Below are 20,653 nucleotides of genomic sequence, written 5' to 3' on the forward strand. Positions count from 1 at the left end.
CGTTGTATTTGCCCACCCCCCAGTAGGGCAGCGGTCAAAATCAAATAGATATATCTCATGTTCCCTCAATTTGATCAGCAGATGGGCGCCCCGATCTAGTCGTGACCGCGCCTAGTCTGCATGCAATACCATGCAATATCAAAGTGCCACCAACAAGACACCCCCAGTTCTCATGGCCAGGCTGGCGGCAAAGCTCACGTTTCCATATCTGCTCCGACAGCACTGCAAGGTGTCCGTCCTCTCGAAGCCTCGACACCGCGCACATCGGCGTATGTTGTCGCTTTCCATCAAGAGCAGCCCCTCACCCTCCCCTAGATTAACTCCCGAGCGAGCCCCTGATCGAACCCCAGGGGCAGTGTCTGGAGGAGACCAGCCATGCAATCCGTCGAGCAGTTCAAACACAGCACTTCCATTGCAGATTGGGCCGAGCAGCGCCCGGAACACGCCTTCACCTTGCCCTCGCGGTACTTTTTCGACGAGCAGATCTTCGCTGCCGAACGCGACCGTATCTTCATGAGTGCCTGGCACCTGGCCGGCCATCGCAACGAGTTCGCCGAGCCTGGTCAGTTCGTGGTGTGCGACATGTTCGACCAGAGCGTGGTGGTGGCCTGTGGCAACGATGGCAAGATCAATGCCTTCCACAATGTCTGCCAGCACCGTGGCAATCGCCTGCTGGATGTGCGTCGTGGTAACGACACCCGAGTGCTGCGCTGCGCCTACCACTCCTGGTGCTACGAAATGGACGGCAGCCTGCGCAGTGCGCCACGCAGCGAACGGCTGATAGCCTTCGACAAGCAGCAATTCAACATTCCCAAGGTCCGCGTCGAAGAACTCGGCGGTTTCGTCTACTTCAACTTCGACGCAGACGCGCCGTCGCTGGCGGAGCTGTTCCCAGGTGCCGACGAAGAAATGCGCGCGGTCTTTCCCGACCTTGGCAAGATGCGCCTGATCGAAGAGCAGGACGTGATCGTACCGGCCAACTGGAAGGTGATCATGGACAACTCCATCGAGGGGTACCATTTCAAGTTGTCCGGGCCCTGCCATATCGACCTGGCCAAGCTGATCGACTTCAAGGGCTACCGCCTGACCAAGCGCGACAACTGGTGGACGTACATCGCACCGGCCAACCAGCAGGCCGAGGAAGCCTACGGCGTCAAGCTGAGCGGGCCACGCAACCCCGATGAGCGCTTCTTCAACATCGGGCTGTGGCCGAACAACACCTTCTATACCTTCCCCTTCTCGGCGTTTCTCGGCACGTTCATCATGATCCCGCTGGACGCAGAGCGCTCACTGCTGCGTTTTGGCTACTACAGCCCCCACGAGCAGGTCCCGGAGGTTTCCCACGCCTGCATGAAGTGGATGAACGAGGACCTCGGCCCCGAGGACATCGAGCTCAACATCAGCGTGCAGAAAGGCCTGCGTTCGCTCGGCTACGACCAGGGCCGCTACATGATCGACGCCGAGCGCAGCAACGAAAGCGAGCATTTGGTGCATCACTTCCACAAGCTGGTGTTCGACGGCATCGGCGCAGGCCGCTGACCACTGTCATGGGGGAGCCTTTATGCTCGGGCATGAATACGACTATGTGATCATTGGTGCCGGCTCGGCCGGCTGCGTGCTGGCCAAGCGCTTGGGAGAGAACCCGGCCCTGCGCATCCTGGTGCTGGAGTCCGGCCCGCCGGACGCCAGCTGGACCATCGACATGCCCTCGGCAGTGGGCATCGTGGTAGGCGGCACCCGCTTCAACTGGAGCTACACCAGCGAACCGGAGCCGGGCCTGGACGGCCGACGCATCGGCACACCACGCGGGCGCACCCTGGGCGGCTCGTCGTCGATCAACGGCATGGTCTACATTCGTGGCCATGCCCGCGACTACGACGGCTGGGCTGCACAAGGCTGCGAAGGCTGGAGCTATCGGGAGGTGCTGCCCTACTTCATGCGGGCGCAAAACCATCGGGACGGCGCCAACACCTACCGCGGCGCAACCGGGCTGCTTCACGTCACACCAGGCGATACCTCGCCGCCACTGTGCCAGGCCTTCATCGAGGCCGGCCAGCAAGCCGGCTATGGCGTGAGCAGCGACCTCAATGGCCACCGCCAGGAAGGCTTTGGCCCGGTCGACCGCACCACCCGCGACGGCAAGCGCTGGAGCACCGCGCGCGGCTACCTGGCTGAAGCACTCAAAGGCGGCAACGTCACCATCGCCACCTCGGCGCTGAGCCGGCGGATTCTCTTCGACGGCGAACAAGCCTACGGGGTGGAGTTCGAAATGGACGGCGTGGTGCACCAGGTGCGTGTGCGCCAAGAGGTGCTACTGAGTGCTGGCGCCATCAACTCACCGCAACTGCTGATGCTTTCTGGCGTCGGCCCGGCCCAGCATCTGCGGCGCCTGGGCATCCCCCTGGTACGCGACCTGCCGGGAGTAGGCCAGCGCCTGAACGATCACCCCGATACCGTCGTTCAGTATCGCTGCAAGCAGCCGGTGTCGCTCTACCCCTGGACGCGTGCACCAGGCAAATGGCTGATCGGCGCGCGCTGGTTCGCCAGCCACGATGGCCTGGCGGCGAGCAACCATTTCGAGGCGGGCGCGTTCATTCGCTCGCGGGCCGGGGTGGAGTTTCCCGACTTGCAACTGACGTTCATGCCGCTGGCGGTCCAGCCAGGCAGCGTAGACCTGGTGCCCGAGCACGCCTTCCAGGTGCACATCGACCTGATGCGCCCCACCAGCCTGGGCAGCGTCAGCCTGGTCAGCACCGATCCGCACCTGGCGCCGCGCATCCTCTTCAACTACCTGACCACCGAGCGCGACCGCGCCGACATGCGTGCAGGCGCCCGCCTGGTACGCGAGATCCTCGCCCAGCCGGCCATGCGCGCCTATGCCGGTGACGAGCTGGTACCCGGTGCCGACCAGGTGAGCGATGCGCAGCTCGACGCTTGGGCGCGACGCATCACCGAGACTGGCTACCACGCCAGCGGCACCTGCAAGATGGGCCCGCCCAGCGACCCCGAAGCAGTGGTCGACCCACAATTGCGCGTGCACGGTCTGCGCGGGCTGCGGGTGGTCGATGCCTCGATCATGCCGCAGATCGTCAGCGGCAACACCAACGCGCCCACGGTGATGATCGCCGAGAAGGCCAGCGACCTGATCCGTGGCCTCACCGCGCTTACCGCAAGCGATGCACCTGTGTGGGTTCACCCACGCTGGCGCGAATGCCAGCGTTGAGGGGTACTTGCCAAAGCCGGCCCACTGCGCTTGCATAGGCGCAGCGGGCCTTTCCTGTGAACGAGGTGCCGGCCAATGCAGCCGGCGCCCATTGCCGAGCCTGGTGCAACCATGAAACGATCCGAAACCCTTGACCTTCAGTGGCAGGGCCCTGCCAGCCCTCCGCTGCGCATCGGCATCCTGTTGCTGCCTTCGTTTTCCAACTTCGGCCTGGCCTCGCTGATCGAGCCGCTTTCGATCGCCAACTGGCTGGCCCAGTGCAACCTGTTCCAGTGGACCCTGCTCTCGGTAGACGGCCAGCCGGTGCCCGCCAGCAACGGCCTGCTCGCCGGTGCCCAGGCGGGCATCGGCGAGCACAGCGAATTCGATGCCTGCGTGGTGATCGCCAGCTTCGATGTGCACCGCCACGCGCGCAACCCGGCCCTCAAGGCCTGGATCAAGCGCCAGGCGGCCTTCGGCGCAGTCATGGTAGGGATCGAAACCGGCACCGAGCTGCTGGCTGCGGCAGGTGTGCTCGACGGCCACCCGGCCGCCGTCCATTGGGACAACCTGCAAGGTTTCCAGGAAAGCTACCCTAGGGTGCAAGCCTGCGCGCAGCTCTACTCGTTGGGCCGCAAGCGCCTGACCTGCGCAGGCGCCACTGCCGTGCTGGACATGGTGCTCAGCTGGCTGGACCGGCTGGCCGGTGGCAACCTGGCACGCGAAGTGGCCATGCACATGCTCATCGAGCAGGTACGCGAGCCGCAGGTCCAGCAAGCCGAAGGCTATCGCCGCAACCTGCATGCCCAGGCCGGCAAGATGGGGCGGGCCATCGAGTTGATGGAACAGCACCTGGAAGAACCGCTGAGCTGCGAGGCCATCGCCGAGCGTGTGGCACTGTCGCGTCGCCAACTGGAGCGCCAGTTCATGCAGCACACCGGCCTTACGCCGCTGAAGTACTACCTCAGCCTGCGCCTGGCACGCGCCCACAACCTGTTGCAGCAAACCCGCATGAGCGTTGCCCAGGTTGCAGCCAGTGCAGGTTTCGGCTCGCTGGAACACTTCTCCCGCGCCTACCGCGCCAAATTCGGCTGTGCACCGAGCAACGACCGTTCGCAGAGTTTGAGCGCCCCGGTCATGCGCCAGCCGTTGGGGCATGACCGGCAACCGTTGGCGATCTGATCTCGGTGCATTGCGCGGGCTTGCACAGATGCATCGCCGCCCTGGGGCGCAAAGCGCCCCAGGGCCATAGGTTAAAGCCCAAGGTAACTGCGCACCGCCGATGCCCCTGGCTGGCCATCGAACGTCGTCACCCCCGCCAGCCAGTTCTCCAGCACCTGTGGGTTGCGCTTGAGCCACTCCCGTGATGCCAGCGCAGGCTTTTGTTTGTCGTTGAGAATGGCCCCCATGATCTGGCTTTCCATCCCCAGCTCAAACGCCATCCGAGACAATAACGCACCTACGTTCGGGCATTCCTGGCCGAAGCCTTTGCGCGTATGGGTGTCGACCACTGCAGCCCCGTAGTTCGGGCCGAACTCAGCGTCGCCACCACTCAGATAACGCATCGACAGCTGGCTGTTCATTGGGTGCGGCTCCCACCCCAGGAACACGATCGGCTTTTTCGAGCGCACCGCCCGGCGTACTTCCACCAGCATGCCGGCCTCGCTTGAGTCGACCAGGCGGAAACCCTTGAGGCCATAGCTGTCCTTGTCGATCAGGCCCTGGATGATCTGGTTGCCATCATTGCCGGCCTCGATGCCGTAGATGCGCCCTTGCAACTCGTCCTTGAACCGGGCGATGTCCTCGAAGCGCTTGAGCCCGGCCTCGTAGGCATAGTCCGGCACGGCCAGGGTGTATTTGGCACCGGTCAGGTTGGTGCGTACCCGCTCGACGCTGCCTTTTTCCAGAAAAGGCGTGGAAATTGCCGCCATCGACGGCATCCAGGCGCCAAGGTAGACGTCGATGCTCTTCATTTCCATGGCCTGGTACGCCATCGGGATCGACAGCATCTGGGTCTTGGTCTTGTAACCCAGGCCTTGCAAGACGGTAGTCGCGAGCCCAGTGGTGGCGGCGATGTCAGCCCAGCCGACCTCCGCGAAGTTGACTGTCTGGCAGGCAGCGGGGTCACTGGCCTGGGCGGTGGCGATGGACGCGACGAGCAGCGATGCGGCAAGCACGGGCACTGAGGTTTTCTTTGGCATGCGAGCGACTCCAGAACGGTTCAGGGTGGGCGTGACAATGCACGGGCGTATGCACTCAGCTGCGATAGTCCGGCTCCTGCTCATCGAGGATTTCCTGCAGCGCAGCGAAATGGCGGGCGGCGAAATCCGGATAATCAAGCCATTGCCGGGCTGTCTTGCGCGCCACGGCATCGCTGGCGATACGCAGAGGGCGGCCGCTGGCAAGCGCGGTGAGGTAAAGCTCGCAGGCCCGCTCGAAGTAGTAGAGGTCGTCGAAGGCCTGGGCCACGCTTGGGGCCGCCACCAGCACACCGTGGTTGCCCATCAGCAGAATCGGCTTGTCGCCCAACTGGCGGCTTACCCGCTCGGCTTCATCCCCCAGCCCCATGCCGTCGAACCCCTCGTCGATGGCCACGCGCTCGAAGAAGCGCATGGCGTTCTGCTCGATCGGTGGCAGGCGCGAGTCGGCCAAACAGGCCAAGGCGGTGGCGTACTTCGAATGCACATGCAGGATGCAGCGCGCATGCGGATGCCGCCGGTGCAAGGCGCCATGCAGGGCCCAGGCAGTGATGTCCGGCGCCCCGGGGCGCTGCAACGCCGAGGGGTCGTCGGCATCGAGCAGCAGCAAGTCGCTGGCGCGGATCCTGGAAAAATGCCGGCCATAGGGATTGATCAGAAAACGCCGGCCATCCTCGGAAACAGCCAGGCTGAAATGGTTGGCAATCGCCTCGTGCATCCCTAGGCGGGCGGTCCAGCGAAATGCGCAGGCGAGCTCGACGCGGGCCTGGGCATGGGCGTCTAGAACAGCGATGGATGAGTTGTGCATGGCAGCTCCTCGGGCGGCAGGCGCGCCCCTCGGGGGCGCGTTCATACCCTTCGAGTCTAGGGATGGCGACGCTTTTGACTTGATGCGATGCGACCTGCCTTGTCGCGAACGAGCGCAGCACTGGCCTGTCGTATTTCGTCAAGTTCGCACCCTGCTGCCTGTCTATGGTGTGCCCATACATAGGCAAGCCAGGAGACTCAGTGTGTCCCATCAATCGCTATTCATCGCAGGGCAATGGCGTGAGCCACACAGCGGCCGCTATCGGGAAATCCTCAACCCCGCCAACGAGTCCTTGCTGGCCTTGGCGCCAGAAGCCGGCGCCCAGGATGTCGACGCCGCGATCGACGCCGCCCGTCACGCCTTCGACCACGGCCCTTGGCCGCAGTTGCCACCGAGTGAGCGCAGCGCCTGGCTGCTGCGCATCGCGGCAGCCATCGAAGCCGATGCCGCGCAACTGGCGCGCCTGGAAACCCTCAACACCGGCAAGACCCTGTGCGAGAGCGAGGCCGATATGGCCTGCGTGGTGGCCACCTTCCGCTACTACGCAGGGCTGCTTGAAGCGCGCACCGATCGCGCTCACCCGCATGCCCCCGACCACGTCATCAGCGTCACACGCCATGAGCCGGTAGGTGTCTGCGCGTTGATCGTGCCGTGGAACTACCCTCTGCTGCAAACCGCCTGGAAGCTCGCCCCCGCCTTGGCTGCGGGCAACACGGTGATTCTCAAGCCCAGCGAACTGACGCCGCTAAGTGCCTTGCACCTGACGGCTTTGCTGGCCGCCCTGGCGCTGCCAGCCGGGGTGTTCAACCTGGTCTGCGGCGATGGCACCGTAGGCCACCACATGGCGCTCAGCGACCGGGTGGACATGGTGTCGTTCACCGGTGGCGCCCAAGCCGGTGCCAAGGTGATGCAGGCCGCCAGTGGCAACTTCAAGCGCCTGGCGCTGGAGCTCGGTGGCAAAAACCCAAATATCGTGTTTGCTGATGCCGACCTCGACGTGGCCCTGGACCAGGCGCTCAACGCCGTGTTCTTCAACGCAGGGCAGGTGTGCTCGGCCGGCTCGCGCCTGCTGTTGCAAGCCTCCGTGCATGATCGCTTCGTCGCGCGCCTGGTCGAACGCATCGACGCTATTGTTCTCGGCGATGGCTTCGACAGCCGCACGCGTATGGGGCCTCTGATATCGGCGGCCCAGCGGAATCGCGTGCTGTCGCTGATCCAGGCGGCACAAGGCGAAGGCGCTCGCCTGCGCGCCGGCGGCCAGCGCCCCACGGATGCGCACCTGGAAAAGGGGTTCTGGTTACGCCCTACCCTGCTCAGTGACGTGCAGGCCGACATGCGCATTGCTCGCGAAGAAATTTTCGGCCCGGTAATCACCGTCGAACGCTTCACCGACGAGGCACATGCCGTGCGGTTGGCCAACGATACGCCCTATGGCCTGGCGGCCGGGGTCTGGACCGGCGACCTGGGCTGCGCCAATCGCATGGCCCGGCGGCTGCGGGTTGGGACACTGTGGGTGAACGATTACAACCTGGCATTTCCCCAGGCGCCCTGGGGTGGTTTCAAGGCCAGCGGCATCGGCCGCGAGCTATCGGCGACGGGCCTGGAGGAATTCAGTGAACTCAAACACGTGCTACTCAATTGCGAGCCTCGGGCGTTGAACTGGTTCACATGACGACTTCTGGCGAACAGTGGCTCCGTAAGCTCCAACGCTTGGACGTGGGATGGCTTAAGGTACTCGATGGCCTTGGTGGTGCAGAATAAACCGAGGATTGTCGGCAGCGTAGCCAGCGCCAGCAGCGGCGACAACTCGCCGATCACGAAACGTTCGGCGGCAGCCGGCATCAGCAGATACAGGCTGCCAAAGAGCAACAACAGCCGGGTGAAGTGCAGCCCTCCCGATACCTCCATACGTTTCATGGCAACCGAAAAGGCCCCATAGCCGGTGCCGGCAATGGAGGTGAGCGCAGCACCTTGCAGGCTAAAACCGGCTGCAGGTCGCCACCGAAGATTACCGAAATTCCAGCGATAGCCAGTGCGGCTCCTAGACGCCCCCACTAGGAGGCAAACCCGCGCTGAATCCTGCCATCCCGCCATGGAAGTACACGTTGCCCTGCTTCTCGCCTCACCACCTCCGGCAACTGATCGATCGATTTCCCAGGCTTGAGCCATTAGACGGCCACGAGCCTTTGATCGTGGGATAGCGTCGCACACCATGCTGACGGTGTTCGCCCAGAGCATGATGGGAACCGTTAAACCCGCCTACCCTGCCACCCTGTCAAAGGCGTAATCCTTGAAAACGAACTACCCGATCCCATGGGAGCACCGTACATGTCTATCGAATTCAGACCCGCTCAAGCCGCGGACGCGCACGATATTGCGCGCTTCTTTCAACTGACATCGGAGGGCATGGCCGATTACATATGGAGCAAGCTTGCCGTGCCAGGAGAAGCATTGCTGAGTGTCGGTGCGTCTCGCTATGCCAGGGAACAGGGTGACTTTTCCTACAAGAACTGCTTGATGGCCACTTTCGAAGGGCGCGTCATCGGCATGATGCATAGCTATGCCTTGCGCGAGACCCCTGACAGGCCTGTCGAGACAGACCCGGTCCTCGCGCCTTATTCCGACATGGAAATACCCGCCACCTTATACATATCCAGCCTGGCGTTAGATGAGGCCTGGCGCAGCCAGGGGCTGGGCGTCCAGTTTCTTCGCCACGCCCAGCAGCGCGCCGACGACGCTGGCCTGGATGGGCTATGCCTGATCGATTATGCAGAAAACCACGGTGCACGCCGCTTCTATGAACGTCACGGTTTTCAAATTGTTAAAACCTGCCAGATCGTTCCGCACCCCATGCTGAGCGTAACCGGCGAAGCCTATTTGATGTATCGCCCTACCCACAACGTGCTCGAGAAAAAACCATGAACAAGAAACTGACCGTGTTCCGCGAACTGGATATCCAACCGGTGCGCGACCTGCCTTTTTTTGAAGAGGTCGTGGAAGGCACCCCTCATACGCTGACGTCCAAGTACTATCACGATGAACAGCAAGGTCGCATTTCTGGAGAATGGGAAGCCAGCACCGGAGCGTGGCGCATCGACTACAAAGTTTGGGAGTTCTGCCATGTCCTGAGTGGATGCTGCGTCATTGAACTTGAAGGTTGCGCCCCCCTCACACTGGCCGCTGGGGACACGTTCATTATCGAGCCGGGCGCCAAGGGGAAATGGACCGTGCTGGAAGATATGAAAAAGAACTTCGTGATCCTCTTGCCCACGAACTAGGCACGGGGTTGCGTTTCATCGAGCGCAGCGCAAGGACAGTTTGCATGCTTGCCTACTGGCGGCGCTCGAATGCTCTACACAGGAGGCTACAACAGCCCTCTACTGCATGGCGCCACTCGCGTCTGGCAGACCTGGTCTAGCCTGGTGAACGAAAGGTGACTTGGGCGGGATCTTGCATAAGTAGAACTAATCGATAATGAGTAGAATTGATTAAACTAATGACCCGCTGAAATGCACACTACTGCCTTTCAAGCGGGAGTAACCCTATGTCAGGCGAAAAATCCATCTCAGCCCTGCTCCGCGGCATGAGCCCAGTCCTCAATGAAGGCGACTTTGTATTCTGCACAGTGCCGGACGCGTCCGCGCTTCTGGGTACCGATGTACTTGGTACATTCCGCGAAAAAGAAGGCTTCACTGTCATCATTGAGCGCGAACGCGCTGATGCACTGGGCCTTGAGTACAATTTTGTGGCGGCTTGGATCACGCTCACGATCCACTCAGCGCTTGATGCGGTGGGTTTGACGGCCGCATTCGCGACCGCACTCGGAAAGGCTGGCATCAGTTGCAACGTGATCGCCGCGTTCTACCATGATCACATTTTCGTGGCCAAGGATGATGCCGCTAAAGCCATCGATGTCCTCCAAGCTTTATCTCGCGCAGGCGAATCCAGTTAGCCCCCTAGCCAAGATGCTTCAAGTCTGCCTATTGGCGAAATGTGCCAATGGTGAGCGCCCGCCTTGGATCGAAGGCAGACGGTCGCGAGTGGCCGCAATCGACCCTAAGCGGACATCCACATGCGTGTCGGCTGGAATGTGTGCCAGTCTCTGACGCGAGCGCGCGGTCTGGTTATACGTCGACCTATTGACTGGCCCCAGCGCCGCTAATGTCGAACTGCATCAAAAGGGTAGTCCCCCATATGATAAGTCAAGGTTTTCGAACAGTAGCGTTCCTACCAGTCCTCAGGCAGATCCAGCCCAAGTTTAGCGAGCTCTTCCTTCAGCTTATCCAGCTGCCGTTCTGCTTCCGCCATACGCTCCTGCTCGCTTCCCTCATAGTTAGTGTGCAGCCAAGCCGATGGGATAGGGAGCATGCCCACTGTTATGGAGGTTCTGTCGCTCTGGATGTGCTGATGAATTCGTCGAATGGTCGGGAACTGACCGCGCTCAGGAACGCCCGTACCTTCCACTTTGCTGAGCATCAAGCGCATTGCGGGCGACTTATACAGCCGCAGTTGCAGCGACATCGAACGCCCTACGTTGCGCGGGATACCATTCAACGACCAAAATGTGTCCAGTGCAGACATGACGCCCGCAACACAAGTCGCCACACGAACAGGTGCGGGCTCATATCGGGTACTTCCGGTCTCGAAATACGTCGTTCCTAATAGGCCGATTGCCGCGCCAATCGCCTCCACGCGCGCACCCGTCTCCTTCCCGCCGGGCAACCCGGTCACCATGTCTTGTATCCTGTCGCCAATCGTCATTGCCACCATGGCTACCTTAGTGCCGAAGAAGTCTGCCCATACTTCAAGAGCCTTGGTGTCTTGGTTGGACTCATCTCGAAATCCGCCATGCACGTTGAGTAGGTGTGCTGTCTCGTGGCCCAGAACCAGGAGTATAAACATCATCCTCTCTAGGCTGTCGACCTCACATTCCGCGAGGTCAGTGCTGATCAGGATGCCTCCACTGTCTGCACTGCCTCTATATGCTGTGCGCGTGCCTTGCACAGAGATATTCATTACAAAGCCTGCCGTAGGGTAGAAGAACCCCTCTATGTCAGACTTGAATGCGTCAATTACGTCTCTTCCCTTTAGCACTTCTTCCATCCTCTAGTTATTTCCCCAATCTAAAAATCGACCGTACATGTTGAGATTTGAAGATGCTTCTTTGGCGTAAGTCTGCTTGATCGGGCTCATTACTGCGAGTTGTTGGTGCTTGTCAGCTAAAATGAATTCGGTTCCCCAGATGGAGTTGCAACCCGAGTTGCCGCGCTCCATGGCGAGCGAGAAGCATTTCTTGCTCACGAGATACAATCAGGCTTGGACGGTCTCCATGGCTTCTGCGTGGATATCCGCTTCTGGACGAAAGCTGCCCTCTATGAGCGGCAGCTTTGGGTCGACAGCGACCGCCCGCACCGGCGGCTTAGACCTGTAGTTGATCGCCGCGAATGTCTGAAGCAGCAAAGGTGGGCTTGAGCTTTGCCTGTGCTCGCTCAGGCCTATAAGCTGCAACTAGGAGTACGGATTACTTTTCCGCTAGGGGCTAACCATTGTCTACAGACCCGCTATGTCTCGTTTTCGTACCGGCGCTTGTTGTACTGTTAAAGGCGGCAGAGGATCGTAAAGGCTCAGTACTCAGCGAGCGTGAGGTGCTTGAAATTCGTGATCATGCAACCGCGACGGCAGTGCCGTTCAGTGTCGCCTTCGCGATGGAGAAAGAGCGGGGTTATAGAGACATCGTCCCAGAGGAGTGCTGGAAGGAGTGGCAGCGAGTACGCACATCCTTCTGATCACCATTGCTCACACAGCTCGGGGTCAGAAAAATGACTAGGCCCTGCTTCTGCACAGTTTGCTATGGGGCGAATGCAGCCCGTCGCGAATGACCGCTTCCGACCCAAAGCGGTCGTTCAGCGAGCACTACGATACCAGCACCCGCAATGTGCTCAAGTATGAGCGCCTGATTCATGACGTGCGCGTTGTACTTTGGAATTCATTTACCAGAAAGTCGATCAACTTGCGCACCGCTGGCATCAGACCGCGTCGCGACGGAAACAGGGCTACGATCTCAAATTTTTGCGGACTCCAGCGCTCCAATACATGAACCAGCCGTCCGCTAGCCAGATCGGCACGTACCAATTCTTCTGGCAACACCACCACCCCGACCCCAGCCAACGCGCCCTCGTGTAGTACGGCCAAGTCGTCCGACACCAGTCGGGGCCGGAAGCGAATAGATGTTGCGATGCCGTCCGGCCCGTCCAGGTCCCAAGTGTACTCCTGAGCACTGATCCCCCAGCCAAGGCTCGGGAGCTCGAAGAGGTCCGCTGGCAACAGCGGATGAACGAGACCGGCGAGCAAGTGTGGCGTGGCCACCAGACACTGGCGGCTCTCGGCGAGCGTGCGCATCACCAGTTCGCTGCTTTCAAGCGGACGATGATGCAAGCTCAGGACCAAGTCGAAGCCCTCACCGATGACATCCACCCGTCGGTTAAAGCTCTTGACCACCAACTCCACCACCGGGCATTCAGCGATGAAGCGTGCCAACATCGGTGCCAAATGCGTATCTAACAGTGATGTATTGCATGCCAGACGAATGACTCCACTGGGTAGCCCCCTGCTGCGCTCGACTGCATCTTCTGCGGCCAAAGCTCGGTCCATCATCGAGACGCAGTGCTTGTAATATTCAAGCCCCAGTTCGGTGACCGTGAACTGACGAGTGGAGCGCTGAATCAGTCGCACCCCCAACCGCTCTTCGAGCTTGCTTACACGCCGACTCAAACGCGATTTTGGCAGGCCAAGTATCCTACCCGCCGAAGCAAAGCCCCCGTGTTCGACAACCTTGGTATAAAGATACAAATCATTCAGATCGAACATGCAGCTTCATTCCAGAATGGTGACTGTCGCTGTGGTGCCAGCTCGCAACGGTGGCGCATCAGCGCTGCGCTCGAGGCGAAGGCGCACGGGGATCCGCTGGGCTAGCTTTACCCAGGTGTAGCTGGGGTTGACGTTGGCCAGCAACCGGTTACCCGGCTGGTTCTCGCGATCGGTGATGGCGTAAGCGATGCTCTCCACCGTGCCCTCCATCACCTCACCACTCATCAAGGCGATACGCGCGCGGCTGCCCACCTTGATCTTAGGCAACTTTGTTTCTTCAAAATAGCCACTGACGTGGAACGAGGAGCTGTCCACCAAGGCCAACAGCGGAGTCCCCGGTTGAGCGAAGTCCCCTGACGTGTCAGCAGGTTGGTTACATAGCCGCTGACCGGGGCACTGATCCGAGTTCGCTCGAGGTCGAACCGCGCTTGTTTCAAGGTGGCGTCGGCAAGTTGCACATTGGCCTGAGCCAGGCCGAGATTGGACTGCTCACGCAGCAGCTCAGCTTGGGCCACCGCCACGTCAGTGCTGGATTTCTCCCATTCCTCGGCGGAGATCGCTGACAGCGATTGCAACTTGCGCCGCCGCTGCTCCTCGCTGCGACGCTGCTTGAGCAGGGCCTCGTTGGCGACGATGGACGCCTGGGACTGGCCTAGGGCGGCGCGCGCCACCTCGACGGCACGTTCGGCATGCAGTACGGCCAGCTCATAGCGAGCAGGATCGATCTGCAGCAGCAGATCGCCCTGGCGGACGAACTGGTTGTCGTGCACCGGCAGGTCGATGATGCGACCCGTGACCTCGGCTGACAGGGTCACCACATCTGCTCGCACCCGTGCATCACGTGTCCAGGGCGCACGGGTAGAGCAGTCCCAGGCAAACCAGCCCAGTACCAACGCAAGCGCAAGGACCACCAGGGTCAAGGCCTTGGAAAGAACAGGTTTCGACGCAGTCATCTTTACAGACTCACTCCCATCGACAACACCAGCACCGCGCAGATAGTGGCATACAGAGCCCCCTGAAACAGGGCTGGGTGCCACACCAGCGCCAGCACGCCAGCCCGACGCAACACGGCATCCGCGATCAGGAACAATGGCAACGCCAGCAACAACGCCTGGGCAATCGGCGGCAGATAAACACCGCCGAACTCAAAATCAATGGGCATAAACGCCCTCCTCTTTTGGCGCGGCCCTCGGCGCCAGGACCACTCGGTAGCGCCGCAGCAACTGGCCGGCGATTGCCAACGCGACCCGTAAGATGAACAACCGACGCAGAGCCTCCCTCCCAGCATCAGAATGTCTCTGGTGCAATGCATCCAAGGCCTCACCCAGTTCATCCGACGCTCGCAGCAAAGCATCGACGTCCACCTGCCGGCGAGCACCGATCACCTCCGCCATCTCCTGCAACACTAGGCGCAAACGCGACTTCGTGTATTCCGGCAACACCTCGCTGGTGGTGCACTGAGCATGTGCTTGTACCAACACAGTCGCCAGCACGGGGCACACCAGAGCGCACTCGAACAACGCCCGGGAACGAGCATCGCTGGTGGCCGGCAGCACACCGATCATCGCCGATAGCCGATCCAGCATACGGCTCTCGAAATCGAACTGACGCACCAAGCTGGAAGGCGCGGTCACCAGTTGGTAGACGTCCTCGCGGCTCAAGCTGAACAGCCGGGCCATGCGCTTTTGCGGGTTGAATGGAAACACCAGAGCGAACACCACCATGGCCAGCACACCGGCGGCCGCGTACCCGCCAGCGAACTCGAACCACTGGATGGCCGTATTGTGGTAAGTGCCGACATTTTGTGGGCCGATCATCAATAACCCGATCAGCCCGATACCCATGCCGATGCCTGCGGTCATGGGGCTTGCCAGGCCTACGGCGGCCAGGTAGAGCAGTGGTATCAGGCACAATGCGAGCATTTCGAAATCGGTGAAGAGCGGCAGCAGGGCGAACTGGTAGACCGCTGACAACACCATCGCCACCAGCAAGCCACGGTTGTAGTTCTGACTGGCTAGCAAGGGCCGGGGTAACGTCGCCATCAGCGAGCACATGACGCCCATCAGGATCACGCCTGAACGCGCACCATCCCAAGCCGTCTCGATCCACAGCCAGCCGGAGAGCAACAGCGCCAGGAACGCCCGCACCGCATTCATGCCGGCCAGGCGAAAGTCCAGATGCAGAGCGCTGACCTCCCCTTGCACCTGGGGGCAACTGGCCATCCGCCCCTGTTGAATCGCTTCGTTGAGCTCGATCAGTTCGTCCAACTGTTCCAGTAAGCGTGCCTGCTCCCAACGCAAAGCCCAGGCCAGCGGGCGCATAGGCGGCGACAATGGCTCGTTGAGGTACTCGACACGGTCGGCGGCTTCGTCGAAGCGTTGGTGCAACCTGCGGATCGCCTCGCGACGCGAGGCCGACAGTGCTACACCGTCAAGTGCAAGCGCATCCAGGCTGTCGAGTTCTGCCTCGCGCAACAGCTGGATATCCGACGGCAGCGGCCCTTGCCAATGCTGCTTGATCAGCGCACGCTGCTGACGCAATACCTGCAGGCGCGACACCAACAACACCAGCTGGTTGGCCAGCAACTGCACCAGCCCGTCAGCGCTGCGCAAGTGCGGGGCATCGAAATAAAGATGCCGACGTAGGCCTTCCAACGCGCTAACTTCGGCGATCAGTTGAGCCTGGCGCCTATTGAACGCTGCATCGTCCTCCTCGGTCCGGACCACTTCGGCGGCATGCTGGGCGATCAGCTTGACCAAACTGTCGACCTTGCTGAAATACCCCTGCGCCACGGCCTGGGGGCGCGCCGTCAACAGGCTGACCACCGCGACGCAGGCCACCGCGAGAAGGGTCTCGGTCAGCCGTGTGATAGCCAGCATGAGGATGCCGTCCGGCTCCGGGACCGCCAGCATCGCCACCACCACAGCGGTAAATCCGCTCAGGACGAACGCATGCGAGTCGGTATAACGCAGCAGGGTCCCCCCTGCCGTACAGAAGGCCAGCCACAGGGCAAGGCAGACGATGAAAGGCATCGGTGCCTGGGGGAACAGTGCCATGATCGCCACTGCCACCGCCGCCCCCACCATTGTTCCCACCACTTGGGCAAAGCTGCGTTTGAGAGTCATGCCGGCCAGCGGCAGACTGATGATGATCACAGTCATCAGCGCCCACTTCGGCTGTTCCAGATCGAAAATGAACGCCAGGTACAGACACAACAAGCCGGCGAAAATGGTGCGCAAGGCGAAAAACAGCACCCTGCGGCCAGGGTTCAAGGCCATTTTTAAATAAGAGATCAACGGAGCCATCGGGCGCCTCAAAACACGCTGATCGGATAATCGACGATCAGCCGGTACTCATCCGCGCTGGAGTTGCCACGAGTATTGCCTGGCGCAGTATAGCCGCCGCCCTCTCGGTGCGTGGCCCAGCGCACAGTCAGCGACAGGTCCTTGGCCGGGCCTGAAGGCACCTGATACTTGAACGCCAGGTCCCGCTCCCAATGCTTGGCGTGCTTGCCATCGGGGTTGTAGATGTAGCCATAGCCGATGCTACTGGGGTCCACCCGGGTCAGGTCCGCCTCGCCGCGTGTATAGGTCGCGATGAACTGTAGAGAAGGCGCGCCGAGCGCCGCCAGATTGGTTTCATACTGCAAGCGCCAGGATTTTTCTCCAGGGCCGTTGAAGTCGGCGAACTGCTGCGAATTGCTCAGGTACAAGAAGATCCGGTCGTTTTGCGTGATGTAATCGAACGGGGTTCTACTATCGACCTTCTGCAGCCCAAGGGTGAGGGTCTGACCATATGCTGTCGCTGAAATGCCGACACTATAGGTGTCGTTGTCGATGTCACCCAACTGACTACGCCCTTGATCCCGTGTCTTGTAATAGTGCAGGTAGGGTTTGAGCACGAGTACGTCATTCATCTGGAAGGTTTCCGACAACCCTAGGTAATACTGATTCCACATGTCTTCTAGCTGGCCGCCATAGACGGTGAGCTGCAACCCGTCGGGTCGGCTATAGGCAGCGCCCACCCAGCCAATGTGCGGGCTTTCGCGGTCCGCGGCGACACCAGCGTTGTTGCGCGCGCCATAGGCCGTGACCAGGTGGGAATGACCACTCTGGTTACGCAGTCGGGTGGATTCCACAAACCCCGCATCCAGCCACAGGTTCTCAACGCTGTAGTTCTTCAGCGTCACGCCACGGTAGGCCTGTGGGAACAGGCGACTCGTTCCACTGGCTACAATCGGGTTCTCGATCAGTTGGTCACCTGCTTTGACCAAGGTGTCGAGATACCTGAGTTTGAGGGCCGCGCCCGCGCTGGCGAACTCGGACTCAGGTTTGAGGGACGCATCCAGCGGAAGTAAGCCAGCGCCTCCACTGCCATCACCACCGTCGAGTTTGAGCCCCAGGAAGCCATGGGCATCCACACCCACGCCAACCGGTGTATCGGTAAAACCGGACCTGAACGAGAACAGAAAACCTTGTGCCCATTCAGTCGGGTCCCGAGTGACCAGGTCGGAGTGATTGTCGCGCTGGAAGTAGTAATTCCTGGCCAGTGCATCCAGTCGCGCCCCCTCGATCAAGCCCGGCGCAATGCCCAGTTCGACAGCCTGTCGCTCGTTGACGCCAGTGAAGATGTTGTCCTTCTGCCCCAAGGCATTGTCGGCCTCGGCGGGCGAACACAACAGCACGCCAACCGCCCAATTGCACAGCAGCAGGTACCGATGAGTCACTGCGGCGCTCATTTTCAAGCTCGCCAAGGAATTGTGGGCGCTGTCAGACGCGCGCCGTCGAACCCGGTGACATCACCGAACCTGATGCTGCCATCCTCCCACTCACGCGGGGCCTGAATGATCGCTTCCTTGGTGTGCCCGACGTAGTTCCACCACAGGAAGATCTCCTCCTCAAATGGTCGGCCACCGACCAGAATGGCGCGAGCTCCAGGGGAAGCTTGCAGCTCGAGCGGGTCCAGGCCACACCCCAAGTAGGCGAGTTCGTTGGCGCCGAAATCCTCGCTGTTGACTCGCCACTGGCCCTCCAAGGGCAAGATCCCGTATTCGAACCCTTTATCAAGTTTGATGCGAGTGCGCGCGGCGTCACCGGCGACCAGATCTATCCCCATCAGGGGCGAGTAGATGCATGCAGGCGCATGATGATGTTCAAAAACTCCGGCCAGCAGGGTCAGGTCGAAATCGTCGACGTGCCACCGAGGCAAATCACCATAGTGCGTGAAGGCTGCCGGGCGGTCGCTTGCGGACGATGGCAAGGCGATCCACAGCTGGACGGCGTGTAACTGCTCTTGGCCTGGCAAGGACTCCTCGGTATGGGTAATTCCGTAGCCCGCGGTCATCAAATTCACCTGGCCAGGTCGGATCACCTGTGTATTGCCCAGGCTGTCACGGTGAAGCACCTCGCCCTCGATCATCCAGGTGAAGGTTTGCAAACCAATATGCGGGTGTGGTCCCACTCGCAAACCGTTGTCGTACTTGAACACCGCCGGGCCTGCATGGTCGAGGAAGCACCATGCGCCGATCATCCGTCGGTGTCGCGAAGGCAGCAATCGACTCACCGGGATACCACCGCCGACCTCGGCACTTCGCGCCGAGATCCATTGAATCGCCCGCACACCGCCAATGATCGGACAGTCGTGCGACGAGGAGAGCTCGCTATGGGTTTCGTGTGTACTCATTTTTTTGTACCCGACGATGGAGCCTTGCGCTCATGGCACACATGCTCACTCGATCAATGTGCTGGCAATGGTGATTTCACCACTGAGCACCTTGTGAATAGGGCAAGCGTTGGCGATATCCAGCAAGCGAGCACGCTGCTCATCGCTCAGTGAGCCACACAAACGAATATCCCGGGAAATCTGGAGCTGGGCATCGTTGCCAAGCCGCTCGTGCAGGATGCTCAGATTCACCTCGATGGACGTCAGCGGCATCTCTTTTCGCTGCGCGTACATGGCGACCGTGATGGACGTGCATGCCCCCAAAGACGACAGCAGCAGTTGGTGAGGCGTCGGTGCGGTGCCCCCTCCACCTAATGCTTCGGGAACATCGCTACTCCAGTGGTGCTGATCATCGGTCAAGATGACCTGGAATGCCGCGCTTGTAGAGGATGCGCGGACGGAGAGCTCTTTCATTGAGACGCCTATACTGAACTAATTCAACGGTTCGAGGAGCCATACACCACGATACGGCTCCTCGATGTGGGCTTACTTGGAAGTGTTCAGCAAGCTGAAGCTAGTCATCAGGTTGCGGTAATCCGGGATATGGTTGGAGAACAACGCGCCCAGGCCTTCGATGTCGTTGCGCCAGTCACGGTGCAACTCGCAGGCTACGCCGAACCAGGTCATCAGCTGGGCACCGGCAGCTTCCATCCGCCGCCAGGCCGAATCGCGGGTCAGTTCGTTGAAGGTGCCGGAGGCATCGGTGACCACGAAGACATCGAAGCCCTCCTCCAAGGCAGACAACGCCGGGAAGGCCACGCATACTTCGGTCACCACGCCGGCGATAATCAGTTGCTTTTTGCCGGTCGCTTTCACCGCCTTGACAAAGTCCTCGTTGTCCCAGGCATTGATATTGCCTGGGCGAGCGATGTAAGGCGCATCTGGGAACTGCTCCTTGAGCTCGGGCACCAGCGGGCCGTTGGGACCATTCTCGAAGCTCGTGGTGAGGATGGTCGGCAGCTTGAAGTACTTGGCGAGATCCGACAGGGCAAGCACATTGTTCTTGAAACGGTCAGGCTCGATGTCCCGTACCAGTGAGAGCAGGCCAGTCTGGTGATCGACCAACAGAACAGCGGCGTTGTTCTTGTCAAGACGCTTGTATTGGAAAGCCATGGTTGTGTTCCTTTCTGAAGTAGAAAAAGTTACTTACGTTCGGAATCCAATTGCTCGTGGTTGCTCACCACCGCCTGAGCCTTCATGTAGCTCTCGATCAGGAGTTGATAGTGGGGGAACACCGCGCTGTAGGCCTCGGCCCACTGGGCGGCGTCCGGCCGGTTCCAGGTTTGCTGTACTTCGGAACACACGGCGGCGGTGTCCATCGGCACCACGCCGGCCTGGACGATGCGCGCCAAGGTGATCTCCTGGGCCATCTTGGAGTAGGTGCCTGATGCATCGATTACCGCAAACACCTGATAGCCGGCCGCCACGGCGCTGATGCTGGGGAAAGCCATACAGACACTTGTGATCGTGCCGGCGATGATCAGTTGCTTGCGGCCGGTTTTTTCAACAGCGGCAACGAATTCAGCGTTGTCCCAGGCATTGATTTCACCTTTGCGGGCGACGTACTGGGCATGAGGCGCGGCTTCGTGGATTTCAGGGATCAACGGGCCATTGGGGCCCTGTGGAACAGAGGCAGTGGTGATCACCGGGATCTTGGCCAGGCTGGCGATCTTCGCCAGGGTGATGGCATTGGCCCGCAGCTCGGTCATGGGCATGTCCTTAACCGTCTGGAACAATCCGCTTTGATGATCGATCAACAGCATCGCGGCCTTGTCAGGGTCAATCCGTGGGACCTGACCGTTGAGATTGGCGATTTGTCCAAAGTTGCTCATGATGCGTTCCTCTTTCACGGGTTTA

At 60.6% G+C, this 20,653-nt stretch carries 19 protein-coding genes and 2 pseudogenes; 8 read left to right on the forward strand and 13 right to left on the reverse strand.

The genetic code is table 11. From position 1 onward, the window contains the following. Nucleotides 1-375 precede the first annotated feature (375 nt). The 3 genes from AB5975_25725 (at nt 376) to AB5975_25735 (ending at nt 4,384) form a co-directional block, all read left to right on the forward strand. Complete coding sequence (locus AB5975_25725) at nt 376-1,539, forward strand: aromatic ring-hydroxylating dioxygenase subunit alpha (protein XDR19843.1); 1,164 nt, start codon at nt 376-378, stop codon at nt 1,537-1,539. A 22-nt stretch (nt 1,540-1,561) separates the two neighbouring features. Further along, the gene (locus AB5975_25730) at nt 1,562-3,223 is read left to right on the forward strand and encodes a choline dehydrogenase (protein XDR19844.1); all 1,662 of its coding nucleotides are present in this window, start codon (nt 1,562-1,564) and stop codon (nt 3,221-3,223) included. A gap of 111 nt (nt 3,224-3,334) precedes the next feature. Beyond that, nucleotides 3,335-4,384: a GlxA family transcriptional regulator gene (locus AB5975_25735; protein ID XDR19845.1), complete on the forward strand. Its 1,050-nt coding sequence runs from the start codon at nt 3,335-3,337 to the stop codon at nt 4,382-4,384. Nucleotides 4,385-4,455: 71 nt separating this feature from the next. Here the strand turns inward: AB5975_25735 and AB5975_25740 are convergent, their stop codons facing one another. Further along, a complete protein-coding gene (locus tag AB5975_25740) occupies nt 4,456-5,403 on the reverse strand; it encodes a choline ABC transporter substrate-binding protein (protein XDR19846.1) in 948 nt (315 codons plus the stop codon). Between the two features lie 55 nt (nt 5,404-5,458). Then, nucleotides 5,459-6,208 carry a class II aldolase and adducin N-terminal domain-containing protein gene (locus tag AB5975_25745; GenBank protein ID XDR19847.1) on the reverse strand — a complete coding sequence of 250 codons (750 nt, stop codon included), beginning with the start codon at nt 6,206-6,208 and terminating at the stop codon, nt 5,459-5,461. A 202-nt stretch (nt 6,209-6,410) separates the two neighbouring features. Between AB5975_25745 and AB5975_25750 the strand changes: the two genes are divergently transcribed. Then, entirely contained in the window at nt 6,411-7,880 is a 1,470-nt protein-coding gene (locus AB5975_25750; GenBank protein ID XDR19848.1) for an aldehyde dehydrogenase family protein, read from the forward strand. An 8-nt stretch (nt 7,881-7,888) separates the two neighbouring features. On the opposite strand, the pseudogene AB5975_25755 reads toward AB5975_25750, so the two are convergent. Next, nucleotides 7,889-8,253 (reverse strand): annotated as a pseudogene (locus AB5975_25755) (EamA family transporter). Between the two features lie 268 nt (nt 8,254-8,521). Here AB5975_25755 and AB5975_25760 point away from each other — a divergent pair. The 3 genes from AB5975_25760 (at nt 8,522) to AB5975_25770 (ending at nt 10,160) form a co-directional block, all read left to right on the forward strand. Further along, nucleotides 8,522-9,130 (forward strand): N-acetyltransferase family protein, encoded by a 609-nt coding sequence (locus AB5975_25760; protein XDR19849.1) that lies wholly within the window; start codon nt 8,522-8,524, stop codon nt 9,128-9,130. Next, entirely contained in the window at nt 9,127-9,486 is a 360-nt protein-coding gene (locus AB5975_25765; GenBank protein ID XDR19850.1) for a cupin domain-containing protein, read from the forward strand. The genes AB5975_25760 and AB5975_25765 overlap by 4 nt, the downstream gene beginning before the upstream one ends. Before the next feature lie 266 nt (nt 9,487-9,752). Next, nucleotides 9,753-10,160 carry an ACT domain-containing protein gene (locus AB5975_25770; protein XDR19851.1) on the forward strand — a complete coding sequence of 136 codons (408 nt, stop codon included), beginning with the start codon at nt 9,753-9,755 and terminating at the stop codon, nt 10,158-10,160. A gap of 275 nt (nt 10,161-10,435) precedes the next feature. Here AB5975_25770 and AB5975_25775 read toward each other — a convergent pair whose 3' ends face one another. Further along, on the reverse strand, nt 10,436-11,311 hold the full coding sequence (locus tag AB5975_25775; GenBank protein ID XDR19852.1) for a hypothetical protein: 876 nt from the start codon (nt 11,309-11,311) through the stop codon (nt 10,436-10,438). A gap of 443 nt (nt 11,312-11,754) precedes the next feature. On the opposite strand from AB5975_25775, the gene AB5975_25780 reads away from it, so the two are divergent. Further along, on the forward strand, nt 11,755-11,994 hold the full coding sequence (locus tag AB5975_25780) for a hypothetical protein (protein XDR19853.1): 240 nt from the start codon (nt 11,755-11,757) through the stop codon (nt 11,992-11,994). Nucleotides 11,995-12,166: 172 nt separating this feature from the next. Here the strand turns inward: AB5975_25780 and AB5975_25785 are convergent, their stop codons facing one another. The 9 genes and pseudogenes from AB5975_25785 to AB5975_25825 all read right to left on the reverse strand — a co-directional run bounded on the left by AB5975_25785 (nt 12,167) and on the right by AB5975_25825 (nt 20,628). Continuing rightward, on the reverse strand, nt 12,167-13,075 hold the full coding sequence (locus tag AB5975_25785; GenBank protein ID XDR19854.1) for a LysR substrate-binding domain-containing protein: 909 nt from the start codon (nt 13,073-13,075) through the stop codon (nt 12,167-12,169). 6 nt (nt 13,076-13,081) lie between these two features. Further along, a pseudogene (locus AB5975_25790) lies at nt 13,082-14,028 on the reverse strand (HlyD family secretion protein). 2 nt (nt 14,029-14,030) lie between these two features. Beyond that, nucleotides 14,031-14,237: a DUF1656 domain-containing protein gene (locus AB5975_25795; protein ID XDR19855.1), complete on the reverse strand. Its 207-nt coding sequence runs from the start codon at nt 14,235-14,237 to the stop codon at nt 14,031-14,033. Then, entirely contained in the window at nt 14,227-16,380 is a 2,154-nt protein-coding gene (locus tag AB5975_25800) for an FUSC family protein (protein ID XDR19856.1), read from the reverse strand. The genes AB5975_25795 and AB5975_25800 overlap by 11 nt, the downstream gene beginning before the upstream one ends. A gap of 8 nt (nt 16,381-16,388) precedes the next feature. Then, nucleotides 16,389-17,813, reverse strand: a complete 1,425-nt coding sequence (locus tag AB5975_25805) for an OprD family porin (GenBank protein XDR19857.1) — start codon at nt 17,811-17,813, stop codon at nt 16,389-16,391. A gap of 2 nt (nt 17,814-17,815) precedes the next feature. Further along, on the reverse strand, nt 17,816-18,757 hold the full coding sequence (locus AB5975_25810) for a pirin family protein (GenBank protein ID XDR19858.1): 942 nt from the start codon (nt 18,755-18,757) through the stop codon (nt 17,816-17,818). A 45-nt stretch (nt 18,758-18,802) separates the two neighbouring features. Beyond that, nucleotides 18,803-19,210 (reverse strand): OsmC family protein, encoded by a 408-nt coding sequence (locus tag AB5975_25815; GenBank protein ID XDR19859.1) that lies wholly within the window; start codon nt 19,208-19,210, stop codon nt 18,803-18,805. A 72-nt stretch (nt 19,211-19,282) separates the two neighbouring features. Further along, nucleotides 19,283-19,909 (reverse strand): isochorismate family cysteine hydrolase YcaC, encoded by a 627-nt coding sequence (gene ycaC, locus AB5975_25820; protein ID XDR19860.1) that lies wholly within the window; start codon nt 19,907-19,909, stop codon nt 19,283-19,285. Nucleotides 19,910-19,938: 29 nt separating this feature from the next. Further along, nucleotides 19,939-20,628 carry a hydrolase gene (locus AB5975_25825; protein XDR19861.1) on the reverse strand — a complete coding sequence of 230 codons (690 nt, stop codon included), beginning with the start codon at nt 20,626-20,628 and terminating at the stop codon, nt 19,939-19,941. Between the last annotated feature and the right edge of the window lie 25 nt (nt 20,629-20,653).

It is taken from the genome of Pseudomonas putida, assembly GCA_041071465.1.
GTDB classification, from domain to species: Bacteria; Pseudomonadota; Gammaproteobacteria; order Pseudomonadales; family Pseudomonadaceae; genus Aquipseudomonas; species Aquipseudomonas putida_P.